Genomic DNA, 19,401 nt, shown 5'->3' on the forward strand with positions numbered 1-19,401 from the left:
GGAAAACTCCGATCCGATGCTTATCACCCCGAGGTCATTTCAGAAGTCGGTGAACTCGATGAATTACAGACTTATGTAAAAAAAACACACCAAATCTGGCCGTGGACAGCCGTTGACCACTTTGGTTCAGGAATTTTAGAATGGGTATTAGGATATCATCGTTCCGAGACATTTGATAGCGTTTCCGGTTGCATCGGAAACGATATAAGTCCTAAATAAATTACCTAAAATTTCAGGATGTTCCAGTTACTGCACTATTGATACCTTGATTAAGCAACGCCTCTTTTTCCTTCTTCCTTCAACATCTCCATTACCAAGGATTGCCAATCATTGTAAAGGCGGCCCAATAATAAGGATGCAAAAGCACTCGATCGCCCCGCGCCGCAATTTCCGGAGGCAAAGTTAGACTCATAGAAAGCCCTTCGACTCGCAGCATCCCGTCTTGAATCCGCACACGCCCCTGCAGCATCTCCAATTGCGCGCGTCGCAAAGCCTCCGCTTTAATCATCAAATTACCACCGCGTCTGGGGGCCCGCAACTGCCGATAAAACTCAGTCATCAGCCCCAAAGTCCCCTCATCGCTGACTTCCCACAAACTCGCCAAAGCCGATTTAGCACCGCTAGCTACCGCCAAACCCGCAAACCCTAACTCCGCCTCTGCATCGCCCAAAGCGGTACTGCACGCGCTTAAAACTAACAGATTCACTGGCGGTTCATTCCATCGCAACTGCCGCATTTGATCGATACGCAATTTAGTATCCCACAACTGAATGTAAGAATTTTTCGGTTCCCCGGGCTGGAATTCGCTGTGAGTTGCTAAGTGAATGATGCCAAAAGGCCGATTTGCCCGCTGAGCTTGCAAATTTCCGAGAGTAAAATCTTGATTCAAAAATGATTTTCCGCGATCGGGCGGCGCGATCGACTCTAACTCCACCGGTACCGCCGGTAATGGCGCTTTATCTTCAAATACCGACGCCCCCATCGCCAAAATTTCATCATCCGCAATATTGTCGTAGCCGATATCAGTTAAACTCAGACTCGGCATCACGCTAAGGCTGTATTTCTCAACTAAAAAGCCTTTGCCGTCGTGAAGGGCCGCAAACGGCACGCTCCGCAAACCTGCTGCCGGAATTATAATTAAATTGTCAATCTTTAAAGCTGTCAATTCTGCGGCAACTGGCGCAATTAACCACTGATAAAGTTTTTGCGCCGTATCCAAATAACTAATGCTGCTTCTTTTTCGGGGATTAGTTATTTCGCTTTGCAGGGCGTCAGCTAGTTGCAACACCTGCCAGCGCGTTGTCGCCGGAATTAAAACGCGCTGGGGTTGAGCGTTAGCTGTTACTAACACTAATTCTAAATGCTCGCCGTTAGGAACATCGGAAACTTCTTTGCCATCCGGCTGCAACCTCTGGGTCAACTTATTTTCTAAGGGATGAGGGGGCTGGGATGCCAGGTTTGTTCTCACAGGCAATACATTAGATAAATCCTGACTTGCCACCAGTACAGAATCATTTTCTTTGGTGGCGCCTGCATCCGCTCGGCTGACCCAATTCATATAAATAATGGCAGATTTTATCCCAGTAGTTTGTTCATTTTTGCGAAGAGCTTCGTAAATTACCGACATATTACTAATCGGCGTTCTTGCGGGCAAGTCTAGATATTTTTCGTACTCGCGAGTAAAGGTTTGCTCAAATGCTAAAACTCCCGAACCTGCCGCATCTAATCTGCGAGAAGGAGCGAAAATATCCGGGCTAATTTGGGGAGTTTTATATCGAGTTGGCGAGCGCAATTCTACTTGCATAGATGCAGGAAATGACAGCGCAGGATCAGGATTTACGGGGACTACTGGCACTACAGGCGGTGCGGGAATTGGTGCGGGAATTGGTGCGGGAATTGGTGCGGGAATTGGTGCGGGAATTGGTACGGGAATTGGTGCGGGAATTGGTGCGGGAATTGGTGCCCGAGCAGAGGGCGGGCCCGGCGTAACCAGGGAAATCTGATTTGGTAAACTTCCTTGGGTGTAAGTTTGTCCAAAAGAAAAAGTGGGCAAAATGGCGTTTCCCGCGCCAGCATTAATACTTCCCAGGGTTCCATTGTCGATCGCGCCGCCAACTACAAACGGTCGATCGATACCGCCTCCGTGGCCAATTGCGACTGCCCCCGCCCCCGCACCTCCGGCAGTAGAAATACTCGAAGAATTGCCCGATATATCGTTGAAAACATTGTTCGAGCGAAACAAACCGAGTGTTGTCACATTAACGCTGCCACCAGTGCCACCAGTGCCACCTTGAGCATTGATAAAGCCCAACTGAATGTTATCAGTCGCGCTCAGGGAAACGCCTCCGCCGTTGCCGTTTGAAGTGCTGCTGGAGTTAAGATCCAGAGCCGAAATGCCCGATGAAGAGGTGACAGCAATATTTCCGCCGATCGCCCCCGAAGCGTTCAAAGTTCCGGTAGTTAAAGGGCCAGCATTGCTTTGGAGAGCGATCGCGCCTCCTGTGCCCGCCGATGACGAGTCGATCGCACCCGCAGCAACAGTATTCCCCTCAACCCGAATCCTCCCACCATTCGAGGTAATATTACCAGTCCGAACCTCGCCGCTTCCTTGCAGATTCACGCTGCCGCCATCCGTCCTTAAATTACCCTCTAGAAGGACATTTGCTGCCTTGATCTCGGCTCCCAAAGCGGCCGTGCTGTCCCCCCCGAAAATAACAGAATCTCGCGCGTTAAGGCTCAAACTGCGGGCTGTAATTGTGGAAGCAGCCGTCACGTTAGCAGCATCAGCCGAGAGTCGGCCAAACCTCTGAGTTTGACCGACTAGGCCGTCAAAAGTAATGTTGCCGCCAGCCCGCAGCGTCAAATTATTTGCGCGGCCCGGGATGCTGTCGAGGGTATTGGCAAAAGCAATATTGCCCGTAGTGGCGGTTAGGGCGGCACTGCGATCGACTGTGACGTTACTATTGAAAGTCATGTCGCCAGATGTCGCAATATTGCCCGAAACCTGGGTACTACCGGCGTTGACAGTCAAACTAGCAAGCGGTGCAGCTTGACCGACTGTAGCGCCGAACAGCACTCGCTGAGCGTCTAGTCTCAGGGCGCGAGATCCGTCTACGCTACCGGAGAACAGAATGTTGCCGGTAACTTCCGTACTCAAAGCCACGTCAGCATTGAGGGATGCGTTTCCTGTAAAAGTGAGATCGCCACCGGATGTCGCAATGTTGGCGTTGAGATCAGTTTGAGGCGCGTCGAGAGTCAAGCTAGCGCTGCCACTTGTACTCAGGGGATTATTGATCGCGATCGAGCTGCCTTGAAGTGTCAGCGGGCTGTTGAAGGTAATGGGTGCGACGATCGCGATCGACGAGCTGCTACCGTTTTCGCGCCCGATCGCGATCGAACTAAAACCCCCCGCCAAAGCGCCGAGATCCGTTGCCGTCAAATCTAAAATGCCCAAAATATCGCCGATGCCACCGATCCGAATTGCTCGGCTGTCGTTGGGTTGCAAGCGAATTGTTCCCCCCGCACTGCTGACAGAATTGCTGCCGCCCCTCAAGTCAATGCCGTTAGCAGTGAGAGCGATATTGCCACCGTTAGCATTAAGTCCGCCCAGAGAGATGCTGCTGGCGAAAATGTTGATGTTGCCACCTTGAGTCTCAATTAAATCCTTGGGATCATTGACAAAAAACACTCCGCCGGATCTAAATGTTACGCTGTCTCCCGTTATCGCTTGCAGGGAAAGTTGGTTATCGGGCAAGTCTTGGAGGGTGATGTAGCCGGGGGTTTCTAGAACTACGTTGCTGCCGGCCGCCATCTGTTCCAACTGCACTTCTGAGATCGATGTTTCATTCGGTTCTGGTGCCACTTCGAGTCCGCCACCGCTTGATGGCGGGCTGGTGTCGCCGTTACCGCTGACGATCGTAATATTTGCCGGATCGAGGAACAAATTGCCGATCGCACCGTTAGTCGCGCGGGTATCGACCTGTCCTTGGAAAGTTAAAGCATTTTTGCCCGAAACTTCTACTTTTCCGCCGTTACCTGTGGCGATGCCCCCGCGAGCACTAATATTGCCGAAGAAGCGAGTAGTATTGTCTGACCAAATTACCGCAGTGCCGCCATTGCCACGGTCGATCGCGTTGGCTGCGATCGTAGAATCAGGACTAACATAAGTTACCAGTGCGTTCGGCACTGGTTCGATCCCCCGGAAACCGCCTCCGACGCGCACAGTACCTCCGCCGTCAGTCCCGGAAGCATTGATATTTGCGCCAAAGAGTCCAACTTTTTCCCCTAAAATATTGACTGTGCCGCCAGCATTCCCAGAAGGAGCAAATACATTTAAAGAACCCGAGACGATCGCACTTCCCGGAACTGCCGACACTGTTTGGCCGCCAGTCAGTACCAATTGACCTTGTTCGTTAGTCGTTAAACCTGTGGCTGACGCTACGCCCGGACCCGTTAGCAACTGAGGCAAAGAAACCGGGGCGATCGCCGAGTTTTCTGACTGCAAAGACGGAGTAATTTCTAAACTTAATAAATTGCCAACTTGACTGATACGGACTGCATTTTCTCCCTGAACAGCAGCCACAGTAATTTGACCGTTGGGAGCGGATAATTGTCCTGTATTAATAACGGTGCCACCGAGCAAAGTTAAACTTTGCCCGCTGCCAACTGCCAAGTTCCCCGCATTGACAATTGCACCCACTTGTGAATTATTAAAATTAAATTGATTGGGATTCCCCAGTAAAGCTTTGTAATTATTAATTCCTGCCGAATTGAACCAGCGATCGCCGAAACCAATACCTGTAGCAGTTGTCGCCAAAAACGACCCCGGCACGTTTAATCTAGCATTTTGACCGAAGACAATTCCGGCAGGATTCATTAAGAATAAATTCGAGTTGCCACCGCTTACAGAAATCAGACCGTTAATTACGGAAACATTGTCGCCGGAAATCCGGCCTAAAATATTTTGAATATTTGGATTAGTTAGAAAATTAGCTATTTGACCTTCGCTGAGATTAAATTGGCTGAAGCTGTGAAAAAGATTTGCCCCGTTTCCTGAGAGTTGCCCGCCGCTAATGTCTATGCGATTTTGCTCGGACTTAACAACAGTATTCGTGCCGTCAGTAGCAGGAACTACAGGTTGTGATCGCACTGCTAGCGGTAGCAGCCCAAAACCTAATGTCAAAATTAGAGCAGAACGAAAATAGGTCATTGGAGGAAGCCATTAGTCATTAGTCATTATTCATTAGTCATTAAGTAGATCCGCACAAAAAAGCAATAATATCTTGGCGGGTGGAGCCAGTATCTTTACTTGTAAGCAGTTTATTGCTGCACTCACCCACCCTCCCATGTAATGTTTATTTGTAACCACCTACTTAGTCATTAGTCATTAGTCCCAGGAAACAAGGAAAAGCCACTTTCCCATTACCAATTACCAATTCCCGATTACCAATTCTCCATTACCAATTCTAATCTCTTCTCGTTTTGATTTTTTTTGAGCTGTAATGTTCCGCCAAAGTGCCAATAAACTTAAAAAGGTCGATCGAACACCGCCACCCCCGGAGGTCGATCGCACTCCAAAACCACCCGTTGCCAGAATGTCGGAAATCTAAGGGAAATTTTGTATTTATCTGTCGCCAGTGTATTGACAAAATCCCCCCAGAGTCCTATGATGGGAGCACTAATTGGGTGGGACAGCAACAACCCACACCATAACTGGTTCCTCTAATAAAGTTAAAAACAAAATATTGATGCTTTTAGAGACCAACCATGCAAACTCCAGCTTTCCCATTTCTAACTGAACACATAGTAGAGCGGATATTTTCGTCAGGCGAACTGACTCGCGATGACAGACAGCGAATTCAGTCAATGCTCTTAAATGAGTCGATCGGTGAAAATGAATTGAGCTTAATTGAAAGAGTCATGGAAGGCGTAGTCAAGGGAATACTTGACGTGATGAATTAGTTGATAACTGGCGCTAACATATCTAAATGTAGGGTGCGCCTCGGCGCACCTTAGCCTAATTTTAAATAAAATCGAAAATCGAAAATCGAAAATTCTGTCACCGTTCTAAAAATCATCATCCGGGCCGTCATCCGGGTCGTCATCCGAACTCTGATCACGACGCACAAGTTCAGAAGGAGGCCTATCGTTACTCCAGGCCCACCACACGCCATCGCACTGGCAGCGATAAAATTCTTGCCACTTGCGGCGGTTGAACTCGGTGTATACTGGCGATCGGCGATTAATCCAGACCTCAGCGGCATCCGTGCAGCTAGCGCCGCACTTGGGACAGCAAAACTCATTAGCGTGAACCGCCGTCGCAGTCCATTCAGGAGGATGTGGAGCAAAAGCTTCCATGTGTTAGAGTTTCTATCTAAACTGCTGGTAATTACGGCAAATCAAGGGTTGGTAAAGATCCGCAGAGTTCGGAATGACCTAAGCAATGACATCAGTACGCTGTTGAGTGCGTAATTCATCTGCCCGTTATTTTTTTTAGCATTTGCCGTCAGATGAATAGTATAACTGATGTGGTGCAAACCGTCGATCGGCATTCTCAACTATTTCAAGGACTAGCCTCATGTCTATCTACAATCTTATCTCGTTTCTGGGCATCTTTGGCCTGTGTGCGATCGCCTGGGTTTTTTCAGAAAATCGCAAAGTTCAGTATATTCCATGGCGCGTCATCATCTGGGGCATTGGCTTGCAATTAGTCTTAGGATTTTTAGTATTCCTGTTCCCCCCAACTCGCATCGCTTTAGAATGGTTTACTGGCTTACTGGATGGAGTATTCACCGCTGCTGACGCTGGAGCGAGATTTGTATTCGGGAGCAATGTTGTACCGATACCTGGTAAAGATCCGGCAGTTAATTTAGGATATATTTTTGCCTTTAGAGCTTTACCGACAGTCATCTTTTTTTCTGGCCTCATGGCCTTGCTATACAACATCGGCGTGATTCAAATTATCACCGATTTTTTTGCCAAAATCTTTTATAGGACAATGCGGTTGAGTGGCGCGGAAGCCCTCAGCGGCGCTGCTAATATTTTCGTAGGAATTGAAGCGGCCATTGTCGTCAAGCCTTATTTGCCAAAAATGACTCGTTCGGAAATTTGTGCAATCCTCTCTTGCTGTTTTGGGACGGCAGCTTCTTCAACTTTAGCAATTTACGTTAGTTTTCTAAAGCCAGTTTTTCCAAATATTTTAGGGCATTTAGTTTCAGCCTCAATTATCGCCATTCCCGCTTGTTTTGTCCTCTCCAAAATCTTAGTACCGGAAACAGGCGTACCCCTGACAATGGGCGGCATTCCCAAGGAAGAGCCGAAGCCTAAAGGCCGCGAATTTGTGGGCGAAGAAATTTCCGAAAGGGAGGGTGAAGAATTCAAACAAGAGACTGTTGGGGGAGAACCCATCGAACGAGTCAGCCCTTTGGATGCAGCAATTGTTGGCGCCTTGGACGGTGTAAAAATGGCGGTAGCCATTGCCGCTGTTTTGATTTTAATCTTAGGCTTAGTTTCCTTAATCAATCAATTCTTTGGCTGGCTGGCAATTTTGCCAAGTCCAATTGGTGACTTGTTCAAAGTTGTCACCTTAGCCAACATTATGGGAGTCTTATTTTATCCCCTGACGCTATTAACAGGAGTTCCCTTAGAGGACTCTTGGCCAGCGTCAGTAATTATCGGTCGCAGGTTGTTAGAAACAGCCATTCCCCCCTATCAAAGTTTAGCAGAAGCGGGGGCAAAAGGACTGGTGAGCGATCGTACAGTTTTAATTGTCAGTTACGCCCTTTCTGGCTTTGCCCACTTAGCCTCCGTCGGCATATTTGTCGGCGGTACGATCGCCCTAATTCCATCCCGCCGCAAAGACATTTCCGAACTCGGTTGGAAAGCATTATTTGTCGGCACTTTAGCGACAATGATGATCGCTTGCATCGCCGGCACCTTCGACACCGGAGACGCCAGCATTTTAGGCGCTAAAACAGCCCCTGCTGCACCGCTAACAGCCCCTGATTCTCCGAAACCGCTATCCTCCCCAGCCGCGAATTCAAAGCCGTCAGTTGCCCCAGCAATTGCCAGTCCGAAGCCTTCGCCCAACGCCGAAAAAGCGGCTCCGAAAGCTCAAAAATCTCCCTCTCCCGAATCCAAGAAAAACCCTTAATTATCTTTTAGGGACTTGTAGGGGCGGGTTTTACGAACAATATTTAACTCCCGTCAAAACTCTACAGAAACCCGCCCCCACAGAACCAATAACCTACATCAACTTTGATTTTGATCGCATCAGCTCTTGGGTGGGGGCGCGTTTACGAGATTGTAGGTTTTAGGCAATTATTGTCGGTAAAACCCGCCTCTACCAGGCCCTGACCAATATGATTGTTTTTTTATCTAGATGCAATTACCAATTACTAATTCCCCCAAAAATTATGAATCCCGATCCAGAAATTCGCCGCCTGTTAGATGTGATGCCTGCTTCCGGTCGCATGATGTGTAAAATTATTAATAAGCCACAACAATCAACGATAATTGACTGCGATTTTCCTTTGCCTTGGAATCAATCTCGCCCGATTTATATTAATTTTGATTTGTGGCGGCTGCTATCTAAGCCGCAGCGGGATTTACTGCTATTGCGGAATGTAACTTTTCTGTGCAATGTTAAGTGGTTTAAACCGGATATCTATCAAGGTGCGGCTCTGGCGGGAATTGTCGGAACTGTTGTAGAATTGTTGCAGGGAGATGCGATCGGCACTGCGATCGCGGGCGGTTTGACAGGACTCGCCATGACTCGAATTTGGCGCGACAACCGCAGTTCCCAAGTAGAGTTAGATGCTGACGAGGGGGCGATTAGAGTAGCGGGAAGGCGTGGCTACAACGAAGCGGAAGCGGCCGGACATTTGCTTGGGGCGATCGAGGCTGTGGCGCAGATAGAAAAGCGCAGTTTGGATTTTAATGAGTTGATTCGGTGTCAGAATTTAAGAGCGATATCGGGTATTTCTGCGGTGGGCGTGCCCGATAGTATTAGGAAAGATTGAAAAAAACCTAGATATAATCAAGATGGAAACTCATAAAATCCACAACTATGCTAATCCTGCCCCAACTGGAAAACCCGCGCTATCTTCTACCTATAGAAGGAGCTGTCCGAATTGAATTAGTGGAAGGTCTACCAATTTTTAAAGCCTCCACTGCTGTCAAAAATCGCATCCAAGAACTGTTGGACAAACAATAAACTTTGCCCCTCAATCCTGAGGAAGAACAAGAACTCAATCTTTACGAAGAAATCGACGATTACCTGAGTTTTGTCAATCGGACTGTCCGCAATATTTTGTTGGGGCAGATTCAGCCTACTGTGTAGAAATGTCAGCTCGCCGTCAAATCCCTGAAAATATCCAAAATCAAGTTCGTCAGAGAGCAAAAGGTCTGTGCGAATATTGTCATGCCTCCGAGTCATAAATTTATCGATCGATCTCCTTATTCGAGCGAACCTTAGCTGCGGGCGCTCGCCAACTCAGGAACAATGATAAACTTGATATTCATACCCATCCACCGCAGGCAACTCGCGCGATTCAACCTGACATTTTTGTGCTTCTAGATTGACAGGTACGCGAAAATTAACCAACCACAAATCAAGCGGGCGTTCTAATTGACTGAGTGTTTTGTCAAGTGTCCCTGCCGCTATTTCCGGCCCATCCCTTCTGTGATTAGCCAAAAGAAACAGCGGAGAATCAAAGGCTTTAACTTCTTCTTTCTTCCTAACATCCGTTACATCCGTTACATCCGCTACAAAATCCGTTGCCGAACTTCTTTCCCATTCCCACCCTACCCCCATCAACTCTCCTATTTCTACATGAGTCTTTTGAGTAGTGGCAATTAACACGGGAACTTTCGATAATTCGCGGATAATCGGAATTAAAAGGTCTGGTTTGTAATATTTGCGATAGCCGAGATTGGAATTTACTGTGACACCGCTAAAAAAACCCATTGCTAAAATTAGCACCACTGCTTTTTTGCCCGGAACTTCGATCGCCCGTAAATTAAACCATTGAGTTTTTACTGTAGGTGTGTTAAAAATAACCGCCAAGGTTGCTCCTAAAAGCAATATCACCCCCGGAAAGTAGACGAAATTGTATCGAGCCCCGCGAGTTAGGTCAATCCCTAGAATATATGCAAAGCTGAAAAATAGGAAAATTGCTCCTAGCACAAATCCGCAGAAAATAACAGTACCTAAACGAGTATCGGGCGTTGTTAAGGAATTTTTAAAAGCGCTAAACAGGATGGGAAGCACCAATATAAAAAATATTGTCATTGCGATCGCCGATGCAACTACTACTGCCAAATTTGGTGATTCCACGGGCAGCAGAGACATGACAGTGATCCATCCCGCTAAAGCTTGAAAAATCGGCGCGATCCAATTTAAAAATGTGCGATCGCCGCTGACAATCCAATTAGTTAGTTCGCTGCCGTATTTATTGGAAAAAAATACTGGCAGCCAAACTAAACCGCCTGCTAAAGTCCCCATCGCTACTGCGAAAAGCCGCCACAGAATTTGAAATGGCAAAATATTAGGCTTCTGGCTGTTTGACCTTGGCAAATTTTCCTTAACCTCCTGCCAGATTACAGCACTTAATGCTATTGCTTCGGCACACAAAGCCAGTGTAAAAAAGTAGTGAATGGCAATTCCCAAACAGTTAACAACTACCCAAAGCAGCACCGCCCAAATAGGCAGGGGAGCGCGCTGTTGCAGCTTTTTTGCGGCTAAGACTAGACAAAAAAGAGAGGCAATAACTAATAAGATTCCTAAAGTGTAATGGCGAGCTTCTTGAGCGAGATAAATGCCGTAGGGAGAAACTGCCATCATCGCGGCCGCACATTGACCGACTAAACGAGAACTAAAAGCAAATTTGCCCACAAAGTAGATAGCTGGAACTGAAATCACGCCCAATAATGCAGGAAGAGCTCGCCCAATCCAAACTAAACTATCCTCGGTCGGCCCAAACAGTCGCATCCACCAGTGGGCGAGCATAAAATACACTGGTGGATGATTGCTTTCTAGCAGCAAATTGCGGAGCACGTCGGCGGTGTCAGCATCGGGGCGCAATTGTAGCGGTTGTAATAATGTAGAAAGATCGATCGCGCGATCGATCGGCACCCCTCGAAAACTGTTGCCCAAACTAAACACTAGAGTGGAAAACTCGTCTGTCCACAGCGGTTTCGAGTCCAAATTGGCAAAGCGCAAAATAAACGCGATCGCCGTCCACAGAAATAGCAACAACAGTTGTTTGTTCTTAATCATTAATTCAGTCAGCAGTCACTTGTCAGTTGTCAGTAGTCAGTAGTCAGTTGTCATCACTCAACGCCGTCAACAGTCAACAGTCAACAGTCAACGCCGTCAACAATTCCCCATTACCTACTTCACATCCGTCACCCGCCAACTCAGCTTCATGTTGATCCAGAAATTCCACAGAGTCACAGTTGCGATCGCAATTAAATTAGCCAAATATTCATTCATCCCAAAAACATTAAACAGCACATTCACCAGCAGCACATTCAAAATCAAACCCATCAAGCAAATGGTATTAAATTTCAACAGCCGTTTCAATCGCTGGCGCTTTCCTGGCTGCCGCTTAGAAATATCCCCAAAAGTCCACAAATCATTCCACAAAAAGTTACTGATAATTGCCAATTCAGCAGCAACGATCAGACTGCGAGTCAGCTCCCAATTGAGGATATCCCGCAGCACGTACAAAACCCCCATATTCACAAACACGCCGCTGAAACCCACAATGCCAAACCGGAGAAACTTGCCCATCGGCCAGCGGGCAAACCGCAACCGCAGCAAATGTCGCAAATACTCAATATACTGTTTCCAAGTAACTTTGCTCTCGCCTTCTTGCCGCTCCTGAAACACGTAACCCACTTCTCCAATCCAGCGGATATCGCCTCTGCCGAGCACTTCAATCAATATTTTGTAACCAGCAGGATTCATGGTTTTGCCCGCAATGCAAGTGCGACGCACCATAAAATAGCCGCTCATCGGATCGGAAACTCGGCCCACGACTCCCGGCAGGATCACCAACCCCACGGTTTGAGCGCCCCGCGATAAAAATCGCCTGACAACGCTCCAGTCGCTCACCCCGCCCTCGCCAACGTGACGACTCGCAGCAGCTAAATCGGCTCCCCGCTGAATTTCTGCTAAAAGCTGCAATAGCGTCTCCGGGGGATGCTGCAAGTCGGCATCGATGACGCCCAAAACCTCACCCTGAGCGGCTTGCCAGCCGCGAATTACCGCTGTGGAAAGTCCCCGCTCCTCTTCCCGGCGCATTACCCGCAATTGCGGATATTCCGGTGTCAGGGACAGGGCGACTTCCCAGGTGCGATCGGGGCTGTCGTCATCGACTACAATTAATTCGTAGTTGCCGGGAAGGATACCATCGAGCAATTGGCTCAATTTTTCCACAATACTCTGGATATTCCTGCACTCGTTGTAGGTGGGAATTACCAGGGAAAAATAAATTGGCGGTGTGCCTGCGTTTACAAAAGTTGAACCCAAAGTCTGTATAGCAGGAATTTGCAAAGGCCCCGAGGGCACTGGCAAGACCTGATTTGGTTGGTAGCTGCCCATAATTTCAGTGTTCAGAAAGTCAAGAATAGTTTGGTAGCACTTGAGATTGTAAAAGATCGTTCCTCCATAATTGATTAGTTAAAATATAAAAACGCCTTAATTCTAGTCAGTAATTCTGTAATTGAGTTAAAAAGAAAACTGTGGATGCAATTCTCGATCGAGCTTTACAAGGTTATAACATCTCTTCGGCAGAAGCCTTGGTACTTTTGCAGCAAAGAGATCCAGACGCGCGAGCTTCTATTCAAACAACCGCTGACTTGCTCCGCCGCCGACAATCTGGGGATACTGTCACCTACGTTATCAATCGAAATATTAATTTTACTAACATTTGCGAGCAGCATTGCAGTTTTTGTGCATTCCGCCGCGACGAGGGAGATGAGGGCGCTTTTTGGTTAGATGCAGCCCAAATTCAGGAAAAGGCAACTGATGCAGTGCAGCGGGGTGCAACGGAAATTTGTATGCAGGGTGGCTTAAATCTTCAAGCTAAGCTGAACGGCGCATCTTTGCCTTATTATCTGCAATTGGTGAAAACTATTAAGGATAAATTTCCTCAGTTGCACTTGCACGCTTTTTCACCTCAAGAGATAGAATTTATTGCCAGAGAAGATAATCTTACTTTCAGCTATGTAATTTCGGCTTTGCAGGATGCGGGAGTCGGTTCGATGCCGGGAACCGCGGCGGAAGTTCTCGACGATTCTGTGCGACGGGTGATTTGCCCGGAAAAACTAAATTCGGCAACTTGGCTGGAAATTGTGGGAACTGCTCACAGTCTGGGTTTGCCGACAACGAGTACCATGCTTTGCGGGCATATTGAGACGGCCCAACAGCAGGTTTTGCATTTAGAAAAAGTGCGATCGCTCCAACAAACTGCGATCGACCAAGACTATCGGGCACGCATTACAGAATTTATTTTACTACCATTTGTCGGGCAAGAAGCACCGGCACCTTTGCGGAGTCGAGTCGGTCGCGACCAACCAATTTTAGCAGATACATTGTTACTCACCGCTGTATCGAGAATCTTCTTAGGCAATTTGATTTCCAATCACCAACCCAGTTGGGTGAAATTAGGTTTAGATGGAGCTACAGAAGCCCTGAAATGGGGCTGCAACGACATCGGCGGTACATTGATGGAAGAGCACATTACAACGATGGCCGGTGCGGTTGGCGGCAGTTGTCAATCTGTGGAAGATTTGCAAAATGCGATTCGTTCTTTGGGGCGGGATTATCAGCAAAGAGATACAATTTATCGACCTTTAGGGGTTGACAATTTGGCAGGAATTGTGTAAATTTTCGGAGCCGGAGTGCGAAGTGCGTAACGTATCCTACGAGTTTAGCCGATCGCACTTTCAAATTCTTCTAGCGCTTGACAACTTCCTACCTGCAAAGCACGTTCCACTGTAGCAGGAATCAGTTGGGCGATCGCGATTTCTGGAAAATTCGGACTAATATCGGATTCTACATACTCTCCATCTTGCAGCAAATAAATGAGAAGTCTGCCGCTGTCGTAAACCCACACTTCTGGAACTCCAATAATTTTATAGGCATCGATCTTAGTTTTAGAAGTAACATCCGTCTCAATTGCTAAATCCGGCGGCGGATCGTCCGGTAAAAGTCGGCGGCGGTTAATCATCCGCTGATAATTTAGAATATAAAAGCAAGCATCAGGTTCAACTCCTGCTGCACCTTCCCGTTTGAAAGTAGTAGAACCAAAGGGTTCATATCTTCGGCCCGCTGACTTGAGTAAAATTTTTACAATATCGGAAATTAAATCTTTCGGAATTTCGCGATCTAGTAAGGGAACCCTAATTTCTAAGGTACTGTTGTTGTAGGCAATTCTGCTTCTTCGTTTTTCCCCTAATTCCTGCAAAATCGACTCAAATTCCAGCCAAGTTATATTGGGAATAGTTACGACACTACCGGGAGTAAGCTCGATCTGGCTAACGGGTTTGAGCACTGGAGCCATAACAATCATAAGCTGAATAGGGAGCTAGTTGTTAAATTTGTGCCAAGGGCAGGCATGATGCCTACCCCACAAGAAAACTGATTCTTTGTGGAACAGGCATCTTGCCTGTTCTTGATAATGGTACAAGATATCTGTTGAGTGTAGCAGGGGCAACGAGAAGAGATTCGCGATCGCACTTTTGACTGAATTCTAGAAACATCGATCGCACATTTATGACTTCATTGCAGCCGGATTAATTTGACTAACAGACTCATGATTTCTCCCTGTTCCGGTGTAATAATGATGCGATTGTCGGGAATGGCGATCGGATGAGTCCAACGAACAGCTTCCTCGTAGCGCAATGCGTGCAGTTGGTGGATAGTTCGCCGTACCCCCAGCGGCGAACCGATGATGACGTGACGGACTGCTTCGCGATCGCCCTCAAAGGTTTGGTTCGTTAAAACATTGGGCGATGTTTGGTTCGATGATGAATCTTGCAACATAGCTTTGACTAATAATTTTGGATAGGTTTGATGCTTTGTAACGGTAAAACCGCGTACAATAACAAGTTGAAGAAAAGACAGCAATTCCCCTACAGCACAAGTGGCTTAGCTGGTGCTGTCTAATCTCTCTTGCTATAAGCGTAAATGAAATAACGGTATACGTCAACGTATTTAATAAAGCCGTGCATTATTTAACATAAAGTAACAAATAGCCTATGGAAATCTCAGAAAGAGCCGAGCGATCGCCCCTAATGCGCCTGAGAGTTCAGCGGTTTATGACTCAAAAGCAGCTAGCAGAAGCACTTGGAGTTACGGAAGCGACGGTAAGGAATTGGGAATCCGGGCGATCGGTACCGAAGCTAACGCCTGTTCAATACAAGAAGTTGCTAGAGATTCTGCAAATTACCTCTGCTGAATTACCAGACCAATTTGGTTTTCCTAGCGATGCTGATGGATAGAAAATGGAATATTATAATTGAGGCGTTTTATTTAAAGGAACTCATACAAGGTCTTGAAAAAAAAAGGAATATGAGACTTAACATCGCTACTTTGCTCTGAATAAAATCTCCCAATTTCTAACGATAGTTGCTCTCTAAATACCCAATCTTCCCGGCTAAAGTGACCGGATGGCTTAATTTGATGCCAATAATCCTTAGCTTTTTTAATTGTCAGCAAAACTGCAATCGACTGATTCCTATGCGTTTCATCTACAGCATTGTGAAACCGCTCTTTCCACGAAGCCTGAAAGTTTTTAACTTCGGTACAATCCAATCCCGAACAGTAACTAATGCGATCGAACGCTCTCTGTAGGTTTTTCTGTAAATCCAAGTCGCTACAAATTGCATCAGCCATATCCAGATAAATCTTTGCGAGTACCGCAGGATTCCCCTGATAAATCGGCTTGTTACAACAATTGTCAAATATTGCTTGAAGTTCAGGTGTCAGAAAGTATGCTTCTTTATGAATCAAACCTGTAATCCAGATCCGGTGCTTTGCTGCGTTTTGCTCTTTCACCTGCGATTTTTCGTAAAGGTTGCGAAAAATTGCTTCTGTATCGGTAAAAATATAATTGTCGATCGTTTGCAGTTGCAAGTCTAAATCTATCATTGCAAAAAGTCGATCGGGATCTAAATATGAATTAGTGTTATCTTTTTCGTGTAATGTTAAAAGAGTAGAGTAGGTGTCTAATACATCCTTGCGATCGCCACAGTTGAAAAATTCCGGTAACTTCTGTCTCCACCATGTCGGAACGCAAGCCTTATAAAAGTTGGCATCAGGCATTTGCTCCATTGCTTTATAAGCTTGAGGTGACTCTCTACCTTGCGTTTTCCGAATATCACCTTCGCACAACACAACAATTTTGTTTTTAATCCTTGGCGATTGCAGAATGGCCTTGCAATGCTTTTTTAGCTGTTCTGGATTAAGACTCATTTGTAATATTAGATTCTTGTTTGATTAGTTTTGGCTCAATTTCTTTAACATGAGCTGGTGTCAGAGCTTCACACAATGCGTAGGAGTGAGTTGCGAGAATATATTGATTGCTGGGAGCCCACTCTTTGAGGTCTGATATAATTTGATATTGCCAATCTGGATGAAAAGCAATTTCAACTTCATCCATCAACACAATAGCATCTTCTATGTTGCGAGACTTGAGCCATATATAAATGCTGAGTCTTTTGAGTTCGCCGTGACTTAAATCTTCTGGATATAGTTCTATAGCTTCCCCATTATTATACAATTGAAAGTTGACTCCCGAAAAATCTACATCTAAATTTATCCTTTTATTTCCCAACAGCAGATTTAAGTCCTTAATTAGAGTTTGATAGTTATTGCCGTAGTTACCTGTTTTTATCGCTTCTCTGAAATCGCGATCGCGAGCAGCTTTAAATGATTCAATAAGTAGCTCTACAGCAAGAAAGTCATAGGTAAACAAGCCTTGTAATTTAGATCGTGCAGATTCGAGTATCCCGTAATAATTCTTATCTCCGTTACTTGAGTTGCCAAACAAAAATCTTATAAGAGTCGGCGAAAGAAATAGAAAAACTTGCGTGGCTGGAGCTGCCAAAAATATTTTTTGTGAAATTTTATTTAAACAATTTTCTGTTTCTTTCCTATCTATATTATTTAAAATACAGAGTAAAGCTTCATCTTGCTTATTATTTAAATTTCTGTCTGTTGAATAGTTACATATATATCTCATATGTTGTGATTGTAAATATTCAATGATTTTTCCATAAATTTTCTCAAATTTGTCGTATTTTTTATACATTTTTACTATTTCATCTTGACCGTACATATCTGGATCTTGGATTATTTCAAAATCATCAATATCATTTTTAACTTTTTCTAATTGTTTCACACCCGAAAAACAGAGAGCGGTTTCATCGATAGTTCCATTTTTACTGTCTAAAGGTAATAAATTCTTTAGATAAGAATCTTTATAAGAAATGAATTGAAGTTTGACAATTTTTTCTCCATCCCAAATGTCAATAATGGCTAAGACTCTTTTGTCTTCGCCGTCATTAATTTTAAATCCGTGAAGCAGATTTTCTAAAAACGGTTTTTTATCCTCATCAACAGAACAATGCAGCAACACAAAAATTAATTGCAACAGCGTACTTTTCCCGCCACCATTTTGACTACCCAGCGGAAAAATCTTAGGGACAAAATCCTTTTCAAAAGTGATGTCAATATCTTTTAAACCGCGAAAATCAGGAACTTGAACTCGTAGCAAGTGCATAAAAAACTCCTGGTGTTGGGTTGCATTTTTTATTTAAACGCTGAGCCACAATCATTTTAGATTATAACTCACATCTTTTACTATTTTCATGAACAGGCTTTCCGGCCTGTTCCACAACATATTAAATTAATGCTTTTTCGCTGATTCCGGCAGTCCGCCAGGGGTTGAAACCCCTGTCTCAAAGCTAAAGTCCTCTGAAGAGGACTGAAGAACTCATTAGTCCTCTTCAGAGGACTTTCGCTATTAGCCAGGGAATTCATTCCCTGGCGGGCTGGCGGCCTTTCGGTTTAAGCAGGAGATGAGATTAAACCTTAAACTTCTCCACAATTCGTCTCATCGCTTCTTCCACATTCTCCCGACTATTAAACGCCGAAATGCGGAAATAACCCTCGCCCGCGGCACCAAAACCAGAACCCGGAGTTCCCACCACATTGCAAGTTTCCAGCAACTTCTGAAAGAAATCCCAACTCGACAAACCGTGAGGCGTTTTCACCCACACATAAGGTGCATTTTCGCCACCAAAAACCTCGATTCCCGCCGCTGTCAATTTCTCGCGAATAATCGCAGCATTTTCCAGGTAAAAATTGACTAATGCCTGAATCTGTGCCTTGCCAGCCTCCGAATAAACCGCCTCAGCACCGCGCTGCACGATGTAAGAAACACCGTTAAACTTAGTAGATTGGCGGCGGTTCCACAGCTTCCAAATTTCGACATCGGAACCATCTGCTGCTTTTCCAGTCAACGTCTTCGGTACAACTGTCAGCGCGCAGCGAGTACCCGTGAAACCAGCATTCTTGGAAAAAGAACGAAATTCGATCGCACAATCCCGCGCCCCTTCAATTTCGTAGATAGAATGCGGTAAACTCGGATCGGTAATATACGCTTCGTAAGCCGCATCGAAGAAAATAATCGAACCGTTAGCTTTAGCATAATTTACCCAAGCTTGCAAGTGTTCCTTGGTTGCAGTTGCCCCTGTCGGGTTATTCGGAAAACACAAGTAAATTAAATCGACTTTTTTGTCGGTGGGAATTTCCGCAGTAAAATTGTTTTCTGCTGTAATTGGCAGGTAAACTAAGCCGCCGTATTCGCCATTTTCGTTGGCATCTCCCGTGTGTCCAGCCATCACGTTAGTGTCTACATACACCGGATAAACTGGATCGGTAACTGCGATCGTGTTATTGTTGCCAAAGATATCGAGAATATTGCCACAATCGCACTTAGAACCATCCGAAATAAAGATTTCCGAAGCATCAACATCGCATCCCCGCGACTTAAAATCGTGCTCGGCAATTTTCTCCCGCAGCCACTCATAACCTTGTTCCGGGCCGTATCCTTTAAAGGTATCCCGCGAGCCCATATCTTCCACCGCCTTCACCATCGCCTCCCGGCAAGCTTCCGGTAGTGGTTCAGTCACGTCGCCAATCCCCAGCCGGATGATGGGCGCTTCGGGATTCGCCTCCGCAAAGGCTTTCACCCTGCGCCCAATCTCGGGAAACAGGTAGCCGGCTTTGAGTTTGAGGTAGTTGTCGTTGATAGTTGCCATAGTTCGATCGCTACAAATGTCGTAGAATAGCTTACTCCCAATTGTCTCTCTCAAGCAGGAGCAAGT

At 45.9% G+C, this 19,401-nt stretch carries 14 protein-coding genes and 2 pseudogenes; 7 read left to right on the forward strand and 9 right to left on the reverse strand.

The features are described from left to right. Window positions 1-310 precede the first annotated feature (310 nt). Window positions 311-5,209, reverse strand: a complete 4,899-nt coding sequence (locus D0A34_19995; GenBank protein UNU20850.1) for a CHAT domain-containing protein — start codon at window positions 5,207-5,209, stop codon at window positions 311-313. A 557-nt stretch (window positions 5,210-5,766) separates the two neighbouring features. Between D0A34_19995 and D0A34_20000 the strand changes: the two genes are divergently transcribed. Further along, window positions 5,767-5,961: a hypothetical protein gene (locus D0A34_20000; protein ID UNU20851.1), complete on the forward strand. Its 195-nt coding sequence runs from the start codon at window positions 5,767-5,769 to the stop codon at window positions 5,959-5,961. A 105-nt stretch (window positions 5,962-6,066) separates the two neighbouring features. On the opposite strand, the gene D0A34_20005 is transcribed toward D0A34_20000, so the two are convergent. Beyond that, window positions 6,067-6,357: a hypothetical protein gene (locus D0A34_20005; GenBank protein ID UNU20852.1), complete on the reverse strand. Its 291-nt coding sequence runs from the start codon at window positions 6,355-6,357 to the stop codon at window positions 6,067-6,069. Between the two features lie 220 nt (window positions 6,358-6,577). Between D0A34_20005 and D0A34_20010 the strand changes: the two genes are divergently transcribed. The 4 genes and pseudogenes from D0A34_20010 to D0A34_20025 all read left to right on the forward strand — a co-directional run bounded on the left by D0A34_20010 (window position 6,578) and on the right by D0A34_20025 (window position 9,432). Then, the gene (locus tag D0A34_20010) at window positions 6,578-8,152 is read left to right on the forward strand and encodes a nucleoside:proton symporter (GenBank protein ID UNU20853.1); all 1,575 of its coding nucleotides are present in this window, start codon (window positions 6,578-6,580) and stop codon (window positions 8,150-8,152) included. Window positions 8,153-8,414: 262 nt separating this feature from the next. Next, window positions 8,415-9,020 (forward strand): DUF3318 domain-containing protein, encoded by a 606-nt coding sequence (locus D0A34_20015; protein UNU22387.1) that lies wholly within the window; start codon window positions 8,415-8,417, stop codon window positions 9,018-9,020. A 47-nt stretch (window positions 9,021-9,067) separates the two neighbouring features. Beyond that, window positions 9,068-9,340 (forward strand): annotated as a pseudogene (locus D0A34_20020) (hypothetical protein). Between the two features lie 2 nt (window positions 9,341-9,342). Beyond that, a pseudogene (locus tag D0A34_20025) lies at window positions 9,343-9,432 on the forward strand (HNH endonuclease). Between the two features lie 61 nt (window positions 9,433-9,493). Here the strand turns inward: D0A34_20025 and D0A34_20030 are convergent. Together D0A34_20030 and D0A34_20035 are read right to left on the reverse strand one after the other, a co-directional pair. Continuing rightward, complete coding sequence (locus D0A34_20030) at window positions 9,494-11,278, reverse strand: glycosyltransferase (protein UNU20854.1); 1,785 nt, start codon at window positions 11,276-11,278, stop codon at window positions 9,494-9,496. Window positions 11,279-11,392: 114 nt separating this feature from the next. Then, window positions 11,393-12,607, reverse strand: coding sequence for a glycosyltransferase (locus D0A34_20035; protein ID UNU20855.1), 1,215 nt, complete (start codon window positions 12,605-12,607; stop codon window positions 11,393-11,395). 140 nt (window positions 12,608-12,747) lie between these two features. Here D0A34_20035 and cofH point away from each other — a divergent pair, with 140 nt between their 5' ends. Then, window positions 12,748-13,893: a 7,8-didemethyl-8-hydroxy-5-deazariboflavin synthase subunit CofH gene (gene cofH, locus D0A34_20040; protein ID UNU20856.1), complete on the forward strand. Its 1,146-nt coding sequence runs from the start codon at window positions 12,748-12,750 to the stop codon at window positions 13,891-13,893. A gap of 44 nt (window positions 13,894-13,937) precedes the next feature. Here cofH and D0A34_20045 read toward each other — a convergent pair whose 3' ends face one another. Further along, window positions 13,938-14,579 (reverse strand): Uma2 family endonuclease, encoded by a 642-nt coding sequence (locus D0A34_20045; protein UNU20857.1) that lies wholly within the window; start codon window positions 14,577-14,579, stop codon window positions 13,938-13,940. A 209-nt stretch (window positions 14,580-14,788) separates the two neighbouring features. Then, window positions 14,789-15,052 carry a hypothetical protein gene (locus tag D0A34_20050; protein ID UNU20858.1) on the reverse strand — a complete coding sequence of 88 codons (264 nt, stop codon included), beginning with the start codon at window positions 15,050-15,052 and terminating at the stop codon, window positions 14,789-14,791. Window positions 15,053-15,267: 215 nt separating this feature from the next. Between D0A34_20050 and D0A34_20055 the strand changes: the two genes are divergently transcribed. Beyond that, window positions 15,268-15,510 carry an XRE family transcriptional regulator gene (locus D0A34_20055; GenBank protein ID UNU20859.1) on the forward strand — a complete coding sequence of 81 codons (243 nt, stop codon included), beginning with the start codon at window positions 15,268-15,270 and terminating at the stop codon, window positions 15,508-15,510. Window positions 15,511-15,541: 31 nt separating this feature from the next. Here the strand turns inward: D0A34_20055 and D0A34_20060 are convergent, their stop codons facing one another. The 3 genes from D0A34_20060 to D0A34_20070 form a co-directional block, all read right to left on the reverse strand. Next, window positions 15,542-16,483 carry a hypothetical protein gene (locus tag D0A34_20060; protein ID UNU20860.1) on the reverse strand — a complete coding sequence of 314 codons (942 nt, stop codon included), beginning with the start codon at window positions 16,481-16,483 and terminating at the stop codon, window positions 15,542-15,544. Then, window positions 16,473-17,792: an ATP-binding protein gene (locus tag D0A34_20065; protein ID UNU20861.1), complete on the reverse strand. Its 1,320-nt coding sequence runs from the start codon at window positions 17,790-17,792 to the stop codon at window positions 16,473-16,475. The genes D0A34_20060 and D0A34_20065 overlap by 11 nt, the downstream gene beginning before the upstream one ends. Before the next feature lie 304 nt (window positions 17,793-18,096). Next, complete coding sequence (locus tag D0A34_20070; GenBank protein ID UNU20862.1) at window positions 18,097-19,335, reverse strand: LL-diaminopimelate aminotransferase; 1,239 nt, start codon at window positions 19,333-19,335, stop codon at window positions 18,097-18,099. Window positions 19,336-19,401: the final 66 nt, after the last annotated feature.

The sequence above is a fragment of the Microcoleus vaginatus PCC 9802 genome, from assembly GCA_022701275.1.
Taxonomy (GTDB): Bacteria; Cyanobacteriota; Cyanobacteriia; order Cyanobacteriales; family Microcoleaceae; genus Microcoleus; species Microcoleus vaginatus_A.